This window comes from Pseudomonas sp. ADAK2 (genome assembly GCF_012935755.1).
Taxonomy (GTDB): Bacteria; Pseudomonadota; Gammaproteobacteria; order Pseudomonadales; family Pseudomonadaceae; genus Aquipseudomonas.
The window spans coordinates 4,802,482-4,818,177 of the sequence record NZ_CP052862.1 but is presented as its reverse complement, the minus strand read 5'-3'; the positions used below and the strand labels follow the sequence as shown (position 1 = coordinate 4,818,177).

The window sequence follows — 15,696 nt, the reverse complement described above, 5'->3', positions numbered from 1 at the left end:
AATAGAAGGCTTTCAGCCGATTTCAGCTACCTGGCCTGTCAGACGGACCGCACCGAATGCCGCGCATTGTAGCCGCAAGGTGTAGGACTGGCACCTAGGCGTTTCGATGCGCCGAACGTCGAATCAATCCGATGACCGGTAACAGCCCGACCAAAACCAGGGTCAGCGCCGGCAACGAGGCCCTCGCCCACTCGCCTTCGCTGGTCATTTCGAAGATGCGCACCGCCAGCGTGTCCCAGCCAAACGGGCGCATCAGCAGGGTCGCGGGCATTTCCTTGAGCACATCGACGAATACCAGCAACGCCGCGCTCAGGGTCCCCGGCAGCAACAGCGGCAGATACACTTTGAAAAACAGTCGTGGCCCACTGACTCCAAGGCTACGTGCCGCTTCGGGCAAAGAAGGCCGTATTCGCGCCAGGCTGCTTTCCAGTGGCCCGTAAGCCACCGCGATGAAACGCACCAGATAAGCCAGGATCAGCGCCGCCAAGCTGCCCAGCAGCAAAGGCTTGCCCGCGCCTCCGAGCCAGCCCGACAGCGGGATCACCAGTTCACGGTCCAGGTAACTGAACGCCAGCATGATCGATACCGCCAGCACCGAGCCGGGCAAGGCATAGCCGAGGTTGGCCAGGCTGACGCCGGAACGGATCGCCCGGGTCGGCGCCAGGCGTCGGGCAAACGCCAGCAACAGGGCCACGCTGACCGTGATCAACGCCGCCATGCCACCCAGGTACAGGGTGTGGACGATCAGCCCGGCGTAACGCTCATCCAGATCGAAGCGGCCACGCTGCCAGAACCACACGATCAGTTGCAGCATCGGAATGACGAAAGCGCAGGCGAACACCAGACCGCACCAGCTCATCGCCGCCAACGCCTTGAAGCCTCGCAAGTGATACAACGCCTTGACCCGCGGCCGCTCGTTGCTCGCCCGATTGGCGCCACGAGCGCGGCGCTCGCCGTACAGCACGACCATCACCACCAGCAGCAACAGACTCGCCAGTTGCGCGGCGGTCGAAAGGCTGAAGAAGCCGTACCAGGTCTTGTAGATGGCGGTGGTGAACGTGTCGAAGTTGAACACCGACACCGCGCCGAAATCCGCCAGGGTTTCCATCAATGCCAATGCCACACCGGCGCCGATGGCCGGGCGCGCCATGGGCAACGCCACACGCCAGAACGCTTGCCACGGTGATTGCCCGAGGACGCGAGCGGCTTCCATCAGGCCTTTGCCCTGGGCCAGGAACGCGGTGCGCGCCAGGAGGTAAACGTAGGGATAGAACACCAGCACCAGAACGAGGATGACGCCGCCAGTGGAGCGCACTCTCGGCAACCGCAACCCGGAGCCGAACCATTCCCGCAGCAGGGTTTGCACGGGGCCGGCGAAGTCCAGCAAGCCGACGAAGACAAATGCCAGGACGTAGGCGGGAATCGCGAACGGTAGCATCAACGCCCAGTCCAGCCAGCGTCGGCCGGGGAATTCGCAGAGGCTGGTGAGCCAGGCCAGGCTCACACCCAACAGCGTCACGCCGACACCGACGCCGAGCACCAGGGTCAAGGTGTTGCCCAGCAGCCGTGGCATCTGCGTGTCCCAGAGGTGGGACCAGATCTGCTGATCGATGGTTTGCCAGGAGAAAAACAGCACACTCAGTGGCAGCAGGACCAGCGCGGCGATGGCGAAGACCAGGGGATACCAGCGGCGTTGGGCGGGGTGGGCCAAGGAAAACTCTCGTTTTAAATGATTGTGCCCACGCTCTGCGTGGGCACACATCTTATGACGCTCTGCGTCACGCTTCGACGCGGAGCGTCGGGGGGATGCATTCCCACGCAGAGCGTGGGAACGATCAACTCAGCTCAGTTCCAACCCGCCCGATCCATCATGCGAATCGCTTCCGCCTGACGCTTGCCAGCGATTTCCACCGGCAAGGTATCAGCAACAAACTTGCCCCAACTCGCCACTTCCGCAGAAGGTGCAACGGCAGGGTTGGCCGGGAATTCCTGGTTCACGTCAGCAAAAATCTTCTGCGCCTCTGGCGTCGTCATCCACTCCACCAACGCCTTGGCCGCTTCCGGGTGTGGCGCATGTTTGGTCAGGCCAATACCCGACAGGTTGACGTGCACGCCACGGTCGCCCTGGTTCGGCCAGAACAGCTTCACTGCCAGGTCCGGCTTCTGCTTGTGCAGGCGGCCGTAGTAGTAGGTGTTGACGATGCCCACGTCGCACTGGCCGGCGTTGATCGCTTCCAGCACCGCAATGTCATCGGAGAACACGTCTGTGGACAGGTTGCTCACCCAGCCTTTGAGGATCTGCTCGGTTTTAGCGGCGCCGTGAACTTCGATCATGGTGGCGGTCAGCGACTGGTTGTAGACCTTCTTCGCCGTGCGCAGGCACAGGCGGCCTTCCCAGTTCTTGTCGGCCAGACCTTCGTAAGTGGTCAGCTCTCCCGGCTTCACACGGTCAGTGGAGTAGGCGATGGTCCGCGCCCGCAGGCTCAGGCCAGTCCAGGCATGGGCCGAGGAGCGATATTGCAGCGGGATATTGGCGTCGATGGTTTTCGAGGTGAACGGCTGCAGGATGCCCATCTGCTCGGCTTGCCAGAGGTTGCCGGCATCGACGGTGAGCAGCAGGTCAGCGGTGGCGTTTTCGCCCTCGGCCTTGATGCGCTGCATCAGCGGCGCTTCCTTGTCGGTGATGAACTTCACCTGCACGCCGGTTTTCGCGGTGTAGGCATCGAAGACGGGCTTGATCAGTTCGTCGATGCGCGAGGAGTAGACCACCACCTCGTCGGCGGCCTGGGCGGCGGTGCTGCCGAGCAGGGTCAGGGCCAGCGCGGTCAATAGACGCTTGGATGCCAACATGGGAGCGGTCTCTCGATTGAAAAGTGTGGCCAAATGATAAGGACTCACATTTGCCAGCTCAATCGAACAGTTGGCGGGTGCGTTACCAGATGTTGCACAGCCAGAGAGGTGTATTGAATATACCGACGCCTTCGCGGGCAAGCCTCGCTCTTACGGATCACCTAAATCCTGTAGGAGCGAGGCTTGCCCGCGAAGAGGCCATCAGCCCCACCGAAAATCTCAGGCCTTGGCCAACGCCGGCAAATCCCCGGTCAACCCCAGCGCCTCACGCACAAACAACGCCTTGGCCTCGGGCATCTGCTCGACCATCTTCAACCCGGCATTGCGCAACCAGCGCACCGGCAGTGGATTAGCCTGGAACAACCGTTCAAAGCCTTCCATCGCCGCCATCAACGCCAGGTTGTGCGGCATGCGCCGACGCTCGTAGCGGCTGAGGACTTTTACATCCGCCAGGCGCTCACCGCGTTCCGCCGCTTGCAGCAGCACTTCGGCCAGCACCGCCGCATCGAGGAACCCGAGGTTGACACCCTGTCCCGCCAACGGGTGAATGGTGTGCGCCGCGTCACCGATCAGCGCCAGGCCTTCAGCCACATAACGCTTGGCATGCCGCTGACGCAGCGGCACGCACAGGCGAGGATCGGCGCTGAGCACCGTCCCCAAACGACCTTCGAAAGCCCGCTCCAGCTCACGGCAGAAGCCGTCGTCATCCAGCGCCATCAGGCGTTCGGCTTCGCTCGGCGTGGTCGACCAGACGATCGAACACCAATCCTGCCGGCCATCCCGCTCCAGCGGCAGGAAGGCCAGCGGACCGTTATCGGTAAAGCGCTGCCACGCCGTCATCTGATGCGGTTTGGAACTGCGCACGCTGGTGACGATCGCGTGGTGCAGGTAATCCCACTCACGCGTCGCAACACCGGTCAGACGCCGCACCGCCGAGTTCGCGCCATCCGCCGCGATCACCAACGGCGCGCGCAACGTGCGGCCGTCGGCCAGGGTCAGCAGCCAGTCATCGCCGGAGCGGCGCATCTGCTCCAGGCGCGCATTGGCCAGCATTCCGAGGTCGCAGTCGTGCAAGCGGTCGAGCAAGGCGTCCTGCACCACTCGGTTCTCGACGATGTGACCCAGCACCTCGGCGTGCACGCTGGCGGCCGAGAAGTGGATCTGCCCGGTGCCGCTGCCGTCCCAAACGTGCATGTCGGTGTATGGACTGCTGCGCCGATTGGCGATGCCGTCCCAGACGCCGAGGCGTTCAAGAATTCGCTGACTGGCGGTCGACAAAGCGCTCACTCGCGGCTCGAAAGGCGCGGTACCGTCGAAAGGTTTGACGCTCATCGGGCTGCCGTCCAGCAGCAGGACTTCCAGCCCGCTGTCCTGTAACGCCAGCGCCAGGGCGCTACCGACCATTCCGGCCCCGACAATCAGCAGATCTGCGCGCATGTCCATGCTTTAAGCCTGTCTCGCTTGCGGCTTGAGCCGCACGTAAAGGGTTTTTTCGACCCGCGCCACCAAGGTGCCGGCGCCGTCGTGAATATCGACCTGCAACTTCGGCAGGTATTTTTCGCCATTCGCCGTCTGCCGGCGGATCTCGTCGAGCAAGGTCTCGTCGATGTTGAATCGGGCGAACACCGGACCTTTGCCCGGCGCAATGAAATCAATGTCGGCGGCCTTGTCCCAGACGATGTATTGGCGTCCGAGGTTTTCCATCAACATCAGCATGTAGAACGGATCGACCATCGAATACAGGCTGCCACCGAACTGGGTGCCGACGTAATTGCGGTTGTACCAGCCCAGGCCCATCGACACCTTGATGTCGCGGAAGTCATCGCTGATGTGCCGCACCCGCACCCCGGCGCCGAGGTACGGCGGGTAAAAGGTCATGACCCAACGCATCAGCCGCGCCTTGCCGAATTTTGCACTCAGCCACTCAAGCATCCGGGCGAGTACCCAAACCCATGGCCTGGCGGGCGAACCAGCGTTTGGCCGGCGGCAAGAGATCAAGGCCGAGCAGGCCAATGTTGCGGCCCAGGGACACCAACGGTTGGGTGCTGCCGAACAATCGGGTGACTTGATCGGAGAAGCCCACGGTGAGGTTTTGATCCATGCGCTGGCGCTCGCGATAGGCCTGCAACGTCGCAAAGTCGCCGGGCCCGGATTCGCTGGCCAACAACGCATCGGCCAAAGCCTGGGCATCGCGCAAGGACAAGTTGAAACCCTGGCCGGCAATCGGGTGCAGGCTGTGGGCGGCATTGCCGAGGATCGCCAGATGCGGACGCACCTGCTCTTCCGCCTCGATCAAGGTCAGCGGGTACAAATGCCGCGCGCCGACCTGTTTCAAGGTGCCGAGGCGATAACCGAACACGCCCTGCAACTCGCTGAGGAAACTCTTTTCATCGAGGGCCGCCAGCCGTTGCGCGTCCATGCCCAAACGGGTCCAGACCAAAGCGCAGCGGTTGTCCGGCAACGGCAACAGCGCCATCGGGCCTTCATCGGTGAAACGCTCGAACGCCATGCCGTTATGGGCTTCGCTCGGGGTGATGTTGGCGATCAGTGCGCTCTGGTTGTACGGGCGCTTCTTGATGCCGATCCCCAGTTGCTCACGCAGACCGGAACGGCCGCCATCGGCGAGTACCGCGAGGTCGCATTCCAGGGTGGTTTCGTCGTTGAGGGTCAGGCGATAGCCGTCGGTCAGCGGTTCCATGCGCGTGACTTCCGCCGGGCAACGCCAGCTGACCACGTCCTTGTCCAGACCCTGCCAGAGGCATTGACCGAGCCAGGCGTTTTCCACCACATAACCCAACGCCGGCACACCCTCTTCCATCGCCGACAGTCGCGCCGTGGAAAAACGCCCACGGTCCGACACATGAATCTGCTTGATCGGTTCGGCGCGACGGGAGATTTCCTGCCACACGCCCAGCCGTTGATAAATCTGCCGAGCACCATAGGACAGCGCCGAAGAACGGGCGTCGTAGCTCGGTTGATAGGTGTCACCGGGGGCGAACGGCTCGATCAGCACGATCTTCCAGCCGCGCGCCTTGGCTCCGGCCTGCAATGCCAACGCCAGACTGGCGCCGACCAGGCCGCCGCCGATGATTGCCAGATTGACTCGACTCATGCCGCTTGTGTCCGCGCTTGCGCCATCAAAGCCTCGATTTCAGCGACCGTTTTCGGCACGCCTTTAGTCAGGATTTCACAACCGGTCTTGGTCACTACCACGTCGTCCTCGATGCGCACGCCAATGCCACGCCATTTCTTCGCCACGTTCGGGTTGTCCGGGGCGATGTAGATGCCCGGCTCAACAGTCAGCGCCATGCCGACCTCCAGCACGCGCCATTCGCCGCCGACCTTGTACTCGCCGACGTCATGCACATCCATGCCCAGCCAGTGGCCGGCGCGGTGCATATAAAAAGCTTTATAGGCTTCGCTGGCGATCAACTCGTCGACGTCGCCCTGCAGCAAGCCCAACTTCACCAGCCCGGCGGTAATTACCTGGACCGTGGCTTCGTGGGCCTGATTCCAGTGTTTGTTCGGGGCAATCTCGGCAAACGCCGCCTCTTGCGAAGCCAGCACCAATTCGTAGATCGCTTTCTGTTCGGTGGAATACTTGCCGTTGACCGGCCAGGTGCGCGTGATGTCGCTGGCGTAGCAGTCGATCTCGCAACCGGCATCGATCAGCACCAGGTCACCGTCCTTGAGTACCGCGTCATTCTGCTGGTAATGCAGGATGCAGCTGTTGCGCCCGGCTGCGACGATCGAGCCATACGCCGGCATCTTCGCCCCGCCCTTGCGGAACTCGTAATCAAGTTCGGCTTCAAGGCTGAACTCATGCAACCCGGCGCGGCTGGCCTGCATCGCGCGGATATGCGCCTGGGCGGAAATCCGTGCGGCTTCGCGCATCACCTTCACTTCTGCCGCCGATTTATACAGGCGCATGTCGTGCAGCAGATGATCCAGGGCAACGAATTCGTTCGGCGGCTGGGCGCCGAGGTGCGCTTTAGAGCGGATCACGTTGATCCAGTCCATCAGGTGGCGGTCGAATTCAGGGTTGCTGCCCATGGCCGAATACACCCGGTCGCGCCCTTCGATCAGGCCCGGCAGGATGTCGTCGATGTCAGTGATCGGGAACGCGTCGTCGGCGCCGAAGTCGCGGATCGCGCCTTCCTGGCCGGCGCGCAAGCCGTCCCATAACTCTCGTTCGGCGTTGCGCTCGCGGCAGAACAGCACGTATTCACCGTGCTCACGGCCGGGCATCAGAACGATGACGGCTTGAGGCTCAGGGAAACCGCTGAGGTACTGGAAGTCGCTGTCCTGACGGTAGACATGCTCGACGTCGCGGTTGCGGATGGCCACCGCGGCGGCCGGCAGGATCGCGATGCTGTTGGGTTCCATCTGCGCCATCAAGGCCTTGCGGCGACGGCTGTATTCCGATTTCGGGATATGAATCATGGGCAGATGGCGTTCCCTGGCAGGCGATTAATGCAACGACGGTTTGGCGGCGGCTTCGTCGGTTTTCTTGGTTTCCGTGAACAGCAACAACGGAGCTACGCGCAGGTACTCCATCACTTCCATGTAATCGCTTTCGCCGTCGTCAGATTCTTCCAGGGCATCTTGTACCTGGGCGATGGCGGCCAGATCCTGCAACACTTCGGTCGCTTCGGTGGTCAGGGCATATTCACGACGGGTCAGACCGAAGCCGGTCAGGAAGCCCTGGCACCATTGGCCCAGCGCAGCGGCACGGTCGGCCAGCGGGGCGTCGTCGGTGGGCAGCAGCAGGACGACGGTCATGTCGTCGCCGGTCAGCTCGCCCTTGACCATCTCTTGCAGGCCGATCAGGGCGTTGCGAACGTTGTCTTGCGGCTCGCCTTCGAGCAACTCGGCGGCGTCGGCCAGCCAGCTGTCGGCTTCAAAGCCGGCACCGGCGCAACTGCGGCCGAGCAACAGGCCATGCAGTTCGGCAGGCGAGACGTTATGACCGCTGGAAGTCAGCAGAGTGGCGAAGGCTTGGTACGGGGAATTCTGAATGGGCATGGGCAGCTAGGCGCCAGACGGCGCTATGTCTAGAATGAAGGCCTTGTATCCTACATCGACAGACTCGCCAAGACTATTAAAGGCTGTCCGCCAGCTATTCCATCAGACTCAATCTCAGTGGACACAATGGAAGACACCGATCTGCAAGCACTGATGGCCAGACTCGAGCTGCTAATTAGCCGAGTCGAGCAACTAAAGAGCCAAAATGGACTCCTATTAGCTCAGGAAAAGACCTGGCGCGAGGAACGCGCTCACCTCATTGAAAAAAACGAAATCGCTCGGCGTAAGGTCGAATCGATGATTTCGCGCCTCAAGGCCCTGGAGCAAGACTCATGAGTTCAAGCAATAGCGTAACCGTGCAGATCCTCGACAAAGAATATTCGATCATCTGCCCCCAGGAAGAGCGCAGCAATCTGGTGAGTGCTGCCCGCTATCTGGACGGCAAGATGCGCGAAATCCGCAGCAGCGGCAAAGTCATCGGCGCCGACCGCATCGCCGTGATGGCCGCGCTGAACATCACCCACGACCTGCTGCACAAGGAAGAACGCCCGGACGTACAGGCCAGCGGCTCGACCCGTGAGCAGGTTCGCGACCTGCTCGATCGCGTCGATCTGGTGCTGGCAACTGATCCGGACGTCACCAAGGGCTGATTCGCGGAACCGCTTGGGGTATACTCGCGTCACTCCCTGGGGTGCTTGCCAGTTGACGATGTCCCTGAGCCGATTCGCACTACCCTGGAAGTTGCACGTTGGGCTGGTGTGCATGTCCGCTAGACGGAAAGCCTTAAAGCCTACTGCTTCTTCCACCTTGAACTTTCGGGTTCAAGGGCTAAGTCAGCAGCGGTTCATCCGGGGAGCCTGATTCCAGTCCGATGCCGGTTTAAATACCGGCATCGGCTTTTTTACGGGTACGCTTTGTGTACCCGACCTGCCGAAGCCCTTATCCATGACCGAACCTGCGCTGCTTCCCCGCCCGCAACTTCGACGCATGCTGCGCAAAGCCCGCCGTGCACTGACACCCCGTCAGCAGCGCCAGGCCGCTCGCGGGCTCTATAAGCAATTGGCCCAACACCCGCTATTTCGCCGTGCAAAACACATCTCTCTTTACCTGCCCACCGACGGTGAAATCGATCCGCAATTGCTGCTGCGTGCTGCGCAACGTCGGGGCAAAGCCACCTATCTGCCGGTGCTCAGCGCCTGGCCGCGAACCAAAATGGTGTTCCAGCGGATTCGCCCCGGCGACAAATTGAAACCCAACCGTTTCCGTATTCTCGAACCAAGGCACAACCTCGCCCGGCAACGTAAAGTCTGGGCGCTTGATTTAGTGTTGTTGCCATTGGTTGGATTTGACGATGTCGGTGGACGCCTGGGCATGGGCGGTGGTTTCTACGACCGCAGCCTGGCGTATCTGGCGCGGCGCAAAAACTGGCGCAAGCCGACGCTGTTGGGGCTGGCCCATGAATGTCAGAAGGTCGGACGATTGGCTCAGGCGAGCTGGGATGTGCCGTTGCAAGGAACGGTGACAGACAAGGCGTGGTATTTCGCAGGCTAGACGCCGCTGGATTCAGCAGCGCCCGGAAGACCGGTTCAGCGCTTGAAGGCTGACGGCTGTTGTTGCTGCGCGATTTCGATTGGCGCGTCGGTCTTATTGTTCCACAGGCTTTGGGCATAGCCAGTGGTCACGACGCCGAGGCCGAACAAAATAACCAAAATCCATAGTAAATCCGGTTTGCGTTTCATCGATTGCCCCCCAAAGGCATATCAACACGATGACAGCAGCGGTTTCCGTTGTAGGCCGTGCAGCAGCGTCAAGCTTAGAAGGCCGGCATTTTGCGACAACGTGAACCGACACGCAAACACTGGCGTCAACCGACTGTCGGTTTGTCATAAAATTGCCCGACAACTTGCCCACCCTTCTCGCAAGGAGCCAAAACCATGGCCTATTGGCTGATGAAATCCGAGCCCGACGAGCTCTCGATCAAAGACCTTGAGAAGCTTGGCAAGGCGCGCTGGGACGGGGTTCGCAACTATCAGGCGCGTAACTTTTTGCGGGCGATGGCGGTGGGTGATGAGTTCTTCTTCTATCACTCCAGTTGCCCTGAGCCGGGAATTGCCGGGATCGGCAAGATTGTCGAAGCGGCGTATCCGGACCCAACGGCGCTGGAGCCTGAGAGTCACTACTTCGATCCGAAGGCCACGGCAGAGAAAAACGCCTGGAGCGCGATTGATGTCGCGCATGTCGAGACGTTTGCCAAAGTGCTGAAGCTGGATTATCTGAAACAGCAGACGGCGCTGGCCGAGATGCCGTTGGTACAAAAAGGCACTCGGCTGTCGGTGATGCCCGTCTCCGCCGAACAATGGTCTGCGGTACTCGACTTGCGCTAAATAAAGCAGAACTGCCCGGTCATCCTCTTTTCCCCGCTCAATGGGGTTAGGCTTGCGCCTTAGTTGACTGGCATCAAGCAGCTTCGGCGCTCGATCAGCCAGACTAGGACGTTACAGCCGCAGGATGCCCGCATGTCTACGCACAGTCGCTCTTCGATTTTCTTCGCCAGTTCCTTGATGATTTTACTGCTGGCCGCCGGGGGGTTCGGTTACTGGAAATCGATGCATGACCGTCTGCCCGAAGGCTTGTATGTCGGCAACGGTCGCCTCGAAGCCACAGAAGTGCAGATCGCCAGCAAAACACCCGGGCGCCTTGCCGAGGTGCTCGTCGATGAGGGCGATAAAGTCACCAAGGGCCAACTGCTGGCCCGCATGGACACCCGCACCCTCGAAGCCCAGCGCAACCAGGCCGAAGCCGAGGTGCTGCGCGCCCGGGAAAACCTCTCCGCCGCCCAGGCCAACGTGCAATTGCGCCAGAGCGAACAACTGCTCGCCCAACAAGAACTCAAGCGTTCCCGGGAACTGTTCAAGCACGGTTTCGTCAGCGGCCAGATCATTGATCAACAACAGGCACGCCTGGACACCGGCAGTGCGGCGGTCGCCGCGTCCCGTGCCCAAGTGTCGGCAGTCGGCGCCGCGATTGGCGCGGCCCAGGCCCAGGTCGCGATGCTGACCAGCGAAATCGATGACAGCAGTTTGCGGGCGTCCATGGACGGGGTGATCCAGTTGCGCATGGCCGAACCGGGCGAAGTGCTCGGCGCCGGCGGACGAGTGCTGTTGCTGATTGATCCGAGCGACCAATACATGAACCTCTACCTCCCGGCCTCCGTCACCGGGCGCGTGGCCGTTGGCGATGACGCGCGTATCCTGCTCGACGCCCTGCCCGACCACCCGGTGCCAGCCAAAATCACTTTCGTCGCCGGCAAATCACAGTTCACGCCCAAAGAAGTCGAAACCCGTGACGAACGCCAGAAACTGGTGTTCCGCGTCAAACTACGCCTGACCGACCCAAGCGCCCTGCCCCAGGCCAAACCGGGCATGCCCGGCGCCGGTTATGTGCGCACCGCGCCTATTAGCTGGCCGGCCAACCTGCAATGACCGACCTGGCGCTGCAAGCGACCGGCATCAACCACCGTTACGGCAAACAGCAGGCCCTGGCCGATATCACCTTCAGTCTGCCCGCCGGCACGCGCTGTGGGTTGATTGGCCCGGACGGAGCCGGCAAGTCGAGTTTGCTGGGCCTGATCGCCGGGGTGAAAACCCTGCAACAAGGTCAGTTGGACGTGCTGAGCGGCTCGATCCAGGATCGTCGCCATCGCAACAGCCTCTACCCGCGCATCGCCTTCATGCCGCAAGGCCTGGGCGGCAACCTGTATCCCGAATTGTCGATCAGCGAGAACATCCACTTTTTCGCCACCCTGTTCGGTCTGTCGAAAGCCGAATGCAACCAGCGCATGCACAGCCTGTTGCTGGCCACCGACCTGCTGCGCTTCGCGGACCGCCCGGCCGGCAAGCTCTCCGGTGGCATGAAGCAGAAACTCGGGCTCTGTTGCGCGCTGATCCACGAACCGGACCTGTTGATCCTCGACGAACCCACCACCGGCGTCGATCCCTTGTCCCGACGGCGGTTCAGGGAGCTGGTAGATGATGTGCGCCGTCAACGCCCGCAACTGACGCTACTGGTCGCCACCGCGTACATGGAAGAGGCCGAGCAATTCGAACATTGCCTGATGCTCGACGACGGCAAGCTGATCGCTACGGGCCTGAGCAGCGAACTGGCCACAGCGACTGCCAGCGGCAAACTCGATGAAGCCTTCACCCACTTTCAGGGCGACAGTGGCCACGACAATCAGCCACTGGTGATTCCACCCCGCACCGGCGCCAACACTGACATCGCCATCGAAGCCCACGACCTGACCTTGCGCTTCGGCGACTTCACCGCCGTGGACAAGGTCAGCTTCGCCATCGGCCGAGGGGAGATTTTCGGTTTCCTCGGCTCCAACGGCTGCGGCAAAACCACCACCATGAAAGTCCTGACCGGGCTGATGCCGGCCAGTGAGGGCAGTGCCACATTGCTGGGCAACGCGGTGAACGCCAAGGACCTGGCCACGCGCAAACGCGTTGGCTTCATGTCCCAGAGTTTCTCGCTATATGGCGAGCTCAGTGTTCGGCAAAACCTCGACTTGCACGCGCGTTTGTTCGATTTGCCCAAGGCCGACAGCGCCCAACGCATCGACGAACTGATCCAGCGTTTCAATCTGGTCAAAGTTGCGGATCAACAGTCTGGCGCTTTGCCTTTGGGTTTACGCCAACGACTGTCCCTGGCCGTGGCGGTGTTGCATCGCCCGGAAGTGCTGATCCTCGACGAGCCGACCTCCGGCGTTGACCCCGCGGCGCGGGATGACTTCTGGCGATTGTTGATCGAGTTGTCCCGCGAGCAAGGCGTGACGATCTTCCTCTCCACCCACTTCATGAATGAAGCCCAGCGTTGCGACCGCATCTCGCTGATGCACGCCGGCAAGGTGCTGGCCTGCGATACCCCGGCGGCACTGCAACAACAGTTCAAGGGCGAAACCCTGGAAGCGGCGTTTGTCACCTGCCTGGAACAGGCCCAAGGCGCTGGCGAAACGCCGACGCCGCCAGTGCCCGCCGACACGCCTGCCGCTCCGACACCACCAATGAAAGAACGTGGTTTCAGCGTCGGGCGTCTGGTAGCGGTAGCCAGTCGTGAAGGCAAGGAGTTGCTGCGCGACAAAGTGCGGATGGCGTTCGCCCTGCTCGGGGCGATTTTCATGATGGTGATCTTCGGCTACGGCATTTCCCTGGACGTGGAAAAACTCGCCTTCGCCGTATTCGACCAGGACCAGACACCGCAAAGCCGTACGTATCTGGAAGCCTTCCGCAGCTCGCGTTACTTTGCTGAACAAGCACCGATTCGCGACAGCAAAGAATTGCATCGACGCCTCCAGCGTTCGGAAATCAAACTGGCGCTGGAGATCCCGCCAGGCTTTGGCCGCGACTTATACGCCGGGCGCCAACCCACCGTCGCAGCCTGGCTGGATGGCGGCATGCCGTTTCGGGCCGAGACCAGTCGCAATTACGTGGAGGCGGTGCATCAAGCCAACCTTGAGCAACTGGCCGAACAGAGCAGCCCCACGCTCAACCGACCAGCAGCGGCCAAACTGGAAACCCGATTCCGCTACAACCAGGACGTGGTCAGCGTCAACGCCATCGGTCCCGGGGTGATGGCGCTGATCCTCGCCTTCATCCCGGCCATGCTCACAGCGCTGGGGATCGTGCGCGAGAAAGAGTTGGGTTCAATCACCAACTTCTACGCCACGCCCCTGACCCGACTGGAGTTCCTGCTGGGTAAACAGGCGCCCTATCTGGCGATCAGCCTGATCAACCTGGCGGTGCTGGTGGCCATGAACCGCTGGCTGTTCGGCGTACCGTTCAAGGGCAGCGGCCTGACCCTGGCCTTCGGCGGATTGCTCTACGTGCTGGCCACCACCAGCATGGGATTGCTGATTTCGGCGTTCACCCGAACCCAGATCGCCGCGATCCTCGGCACCATGATCATCACCAGCCTGCCGACCATCCAGTTCTCCGGGCTGATCGTGCCGCGTTCCTCCCTCGAAGGCGCAGCCTCGGTCATGGGGATGCTGTTTCCGGCGGGGTATTTCCTCGATATCGCCGTCGGCACGTTCACCAAAGCGCTGGACCTGCGACAGCTATGGCCGCAATGCCTGGCGCTGTTCGGGTTCTTCCTCGGATTCACCGGGCTCAGCCTGGTCATGCTGAAAAAGCAGGAGGCCTGATGCACAAGCTTGCACATATCTTGCGACTCGGCCTCAAGGAACTGACCAGCCTGCGCCACGACAGCGTGTTGCTGCTGTTTCTGTTCTACGCCTTTACCGTGGCGATCTACATGCCGGCCGCCGGCTCGGTCATCGGCGTGCACAACGCCAGCGTGGCCGTGGTGGACGAAGACCGCAGCCACCTCTCACGGGAACTGACCCAGGCCCTGCAACCGCCGGAATTCCAGCGTCCGGTGCTGCTGGCTTATGAGCAACTGGATCAAGTCATGGACAGCGGCCAGTACACGTTTGTGATCAATGTGCCGGTGAATTTCCAGACCGATTTGCTGGCCGGACGCCAACCGGCGGTACAGGTCAATGTGGACGCCACGGCCATGAGCCAGGCGTTCATGGGCGCGGGTTACATCGGGCGGATTTTCCAGCGTGAATTGCTGAACTACAGCGGCCAGACCGATCCCGCCAGCAAGGCACCGGCGCTGCTGACCACGCGCTCGCTATTCAACACCAATCTCGAGGGTGGTTGGTTTCTCGCGGTGATTCAGATCGTCAACAACATCACCATCCTCGCCATCATCCTCACCGGCACGGCGCTGCTGCGCGAGCGCGAACACGGCACCCTCGACCATTTACTGGTGCTGCCACTGACGGCGCTGGAAATCATGCTGGCAAAAATCTGGAGCAACATGTTGGTGGTGGTGCTGTGCACCTGGATTTCACTGGAAGTGATCGTCAAAGGCGCGCTGGGCGTGCCGCTGGCCGGTTCGATGGCGTTGTTTTTGCTGGTGACGGCGGTTTATCTGTTCGCCAGTACGGCGCTGGGGATCTTTCTCGCAACCTTGGCCCGCTCGACGCCGCAGTTCGGTTTGCTGGCCATCCCGGTGATCATCCCGATGTTGCTGCTATCCGGTGGCAGCACGCCGCTCGACAGCATGCCGCAGTGGCTGCAATGGGTGATGCAGGGTTCGCCATCGACGCACTTTGTCAGCTTGAGCGCCGCGATTCTGTTTCGCGACGCCGGGCTGAGCGTGGTCTGGCCGGACTTGCTGGCGCTGACCGCCATCGGGCTGGTGTTCTTTGCGATTGCGCTGATGCGGTTTCGCAAAAGTCTGGCGTCCTGACCTGTGGAATGAAGGGCTTTTGTGGCGAGGGGCAAGCCCCCTCGCCACAAAAGCCCGCAGGAAGTCTTATTGAATGATCAGGTTGTTGAACAACAGATCCTCAACCACCGGCTTGCCGGTTTCGTCGTTCATCACTTGCTGGGTTTGCTTCAGGGCTTCCTGGCGCAGCTTTTCCTTGCCCTCGATGCTGTTCATCGCCTCGTTGGTCTGCTGGGTGAACAACGCGACCAGTTGATTGCGAATCAACGGCTCATTGGCCTTCACCAGTTTGGTCGCTTCTTCGCCGGTCACTCGCAACGCCACGTCAGCCTTGAAGACCTTCAACTTCGGCGTGCCATCCAGGCCATAGTTACCGACAAACGGCGGACTCAGGGTCAGGTAGCTGACTTTCGGGGCCTCGCCTTCTTTGGCGGCTTCTTCGGCCACTGCTGCCAAAGGCAGAGACAGGGCCAGCAACAACATGATCCACGCTTTCACAATTCGCTCCTTATCCGGTTTGCG

Annotated in this window: 16 protein-coding genes and 1 other RNA gene; 8 read left to right on the top strand and 9 right to left on the bottom strand. The window is 61.3% G+C overall.

Annotated features, from left to right (window positions below; translation table 11 throughout):
* Nucleotides 1-94: 94 nt before the first annotated feature.
* The 7 genes from HKK52_RS22090 to HKK52_RS22060 form a co-directional block, all read right to left on the bottom strand.
* Nucleotides 95-1,711: an ABC transporter permease gene (locus HKK52_RS22090; RefSeq protein ID WP_169372576.1), complete on the bottom strand. Its 1,617-nt coding sequence runs from the start codon at nt 1,709-1,711 to the stop codon at nt 95-97.
* 134 nt (nt 1,712-1,845) lie between these two features.
* Nucleotides 1,846-2,850, bottom strand: coding sequence for an extracellular solute-binding protein (locus tag HKK52_RS22085; protein ID WP_169372575.1), 1,005 nt, complete (start codon nt 2,848-2,850; stop codon nt 1,846-1,848).
* Nucleotides 2,851-3,069: 219 nt separating this feature from the next.
* A complete protein-coding gene (locus HKK52_RS22080) occupies nt 3,070-4,287 on the bottom strand; it encodes a 2-octaprenyl-3-methyl-6-methoxy-1,4-benzoquinol hydroxylase (protein WP_169374278.1) in 1,218 nt (405 codons plus the stop codon).
* 9 nt (nt 4,288-4,296) lie between these two features.
* Nucleotides 4,297-4,782 carry a DUF4442 domain-containing protein gene (locus tag HKK52_RS22075; protein WP_169372574.1) on the bottom strand — a complete coding sequence of 162 codons (486 nt, stop codon included), beginning with the start codon at nt 4,780-4,782 and terminating at the stop codon, nt 4,297-4,299.
* Nucleotides 4,775-5,962 carry a 2-octaprenyl-6-methoxyphenyl hydroxylase gene (gene ubiH, locus HKK52_RS22070; protein WP_169372573.1) on the bottom strand — a complete coding sequence of 396 codons (1,188 nt, stop codon included), beginning with the start codon at nt 5,960-5,962 and terminating at the stop codon, nt 4,775-4,777. Before ubiH ends, HKK52_RS22075 begins: the two co-directional genes overlap by 8 nt.
* Nucleotides 5,959-7,293 (bottom strand): Xaa-Pro aminopeptidase, encoded by a 1,335-nt coding sequence (gene pepP / locus HKK52_RS22065; RefSeq protein ID WP_169372572.1) that lies wholly within the window; start codon nt 7,291-7,293, stop codon nt 5,959-5,961. Before pepP ends, ubiH begins: the two co-directional genes overlap by 4 nt.
* Nucleotides 7,294-7,320: 27 nt before the next feature.
* A complete protein-coding gene (locus tag HKK52_RS22060) occupies nt 7,321-7,875 on the bottom strand; it encodes a YecA/YgfB family protein (RefSeq protein WP_149660231.1) in 555 nt (184 codons plus the stop codon).
* A 126-nt stretch (nt 7,876-8,001) separates the two neighbouring features.
* On the opposite strand from HKK52_RS22060, the gene HKK52_RS22055 reads away from it, so the two are divergent.
* The 4 genes from HKK52_RS22055 to HKK52_RS22040 all read left to right on the top strand — a co-directional run bounded on the left by HKK52_RS22055 (nt 8,002) and on the right by HKK52_RS22040 (nt 9,426).
* Entirely contained in the window at nt 8,002-8,211 is a 210-nt protein-coding gene (locus HKK52_RS22055; protein ID WP_007942437.1) for a TIGR02449 family protein, read from the top strand.
* The gene (locus HKK52_RS22050; RefSeq protein ID WP_007942435.1) at nt 8,208-8,525 is read left to right on the top strand and encodes a cell division protein ZapA; all 318 of its coding nucleotides are present in this window, start codon (nt 8,208-8,210) and stop codon (nt 8,523-8,525) included. Before HKK52_RS22055 ends, HKK52_RS22050 begins: the two co-directional genes overlap by 4 nt.
* Nucleotides 8,526-8,555: 30 nt before the next feature.
* A non-coding RNA gene (gene ssrS / locus HKK52_RS22045) (6S RNA) lies at nt 8,556-8,734 on the top strand.
* Between the two features lie 86 nt (nt 8,735-8,820).
* Nucleotides 8,821-9,426, top strand: coding sequence for a 5-formyltetrahydrofolate cyclo-ligase (locus tag HKK52_RS22040; RefSeq protein ID WP_169372571.1), 606 nt, complete (start codon nt 8,821-8,823; stop codon nt 9,424-9,426).
* Between the two features lie 35 nt (nt 9,427-9,461).
* Here HKK52_RS22040 and HKK52_RS22035 read toward each other — a convergent pair whose 3' ends face one another.
* Complete coding sequence (locus HKK52_RS22035) at nt 9,462-9,614, bottom strand: hypothetical protein (RefSeq protein WP_007942433.1); 153 nt, start codon at nt 9,612-9,614, stop codon at nt 9,462-9,464.
* Nucleotides 9,615-9,809: 195 nt separating this feature from the next.
* Between HKK52_RS22035 and HKK52_RS22030 the strand changes: the two genes are divergently transcribed.
* The 4 genes from HKK52_RS22030 to HKK52_RS22015 all read left to right on the top strand — a co-directional run bounded on the left by HKK52_RS22030 (nt 9,810) and on the right by HKK52_RS22015 (nt 15,195).
* Entirely contained in the window at nt 9,810-10,259 is a 450-nt protein-coding gene (locus HKK52_RS22030) for an EVE domain-containing protein (RefSeq protein ID WP_169372570.1), read from the top strand.
* A gap of 132 nt (nt 10,260-10,391) precedes the next feature.
* Complete coding sequence (locus HKK52_RS22025; RefSeq protein ID WP_169372569.1) at nt 10,392-11,357, top strand: HlyD family secretion protein; 966 nt, start codon at nt 10,392-10,394, stop codon at nt 11,355-11,357.
* The gene (gene rbbA, locus HKK52_RS22020) at nt 11,354-14,077 is read left to right on the top strand and encodes a ribosome-associated ATPase/putative transporter RbbA (RefSeq protein WP_169372568.1); all 2,724 of its coding nucleotides are present in this window, start codon (nt 11,354-11,356) and stop codon (nt 14,075-14,077) included. Before HKK52_RS22025 ends, rbbA begins: the two co-directional genes overlap by 4 nt.
* Nucleotides 14,077-15,195: an ABC transporter permease gene (locus tag HKK52_RS22015; protein WP_169372567.1), complete on the top strand. Its 1,119-nt coding sequence runs from the start codon at nt 14,077-14,079 to the stop codon at nt 15,193-15,195. Before rbbA ends, HKK52_RS22015 begins: the two co-directional genes overlap by 1 nt.
* Before the next feature lie 66 nt (nt 15,196-15,261).
* On the opposite strand, the gene HKK52_RS22010 is transcribed toward HKK52_RS22015, so the two are convergent.
* Complete coding sequence (locus HKK52_RS22010) at nt 15,262-15,672, bottom strand: flagellar basal body-associated protein FliL (RefSeq protein ID WP_169372566.1); 411 nt, start codon at nt 15,670-15,672, stop codon at nt 15,262-15,264.
* Nucleotides 15,673-15,696: the final 24 nt, after the last annotated feature.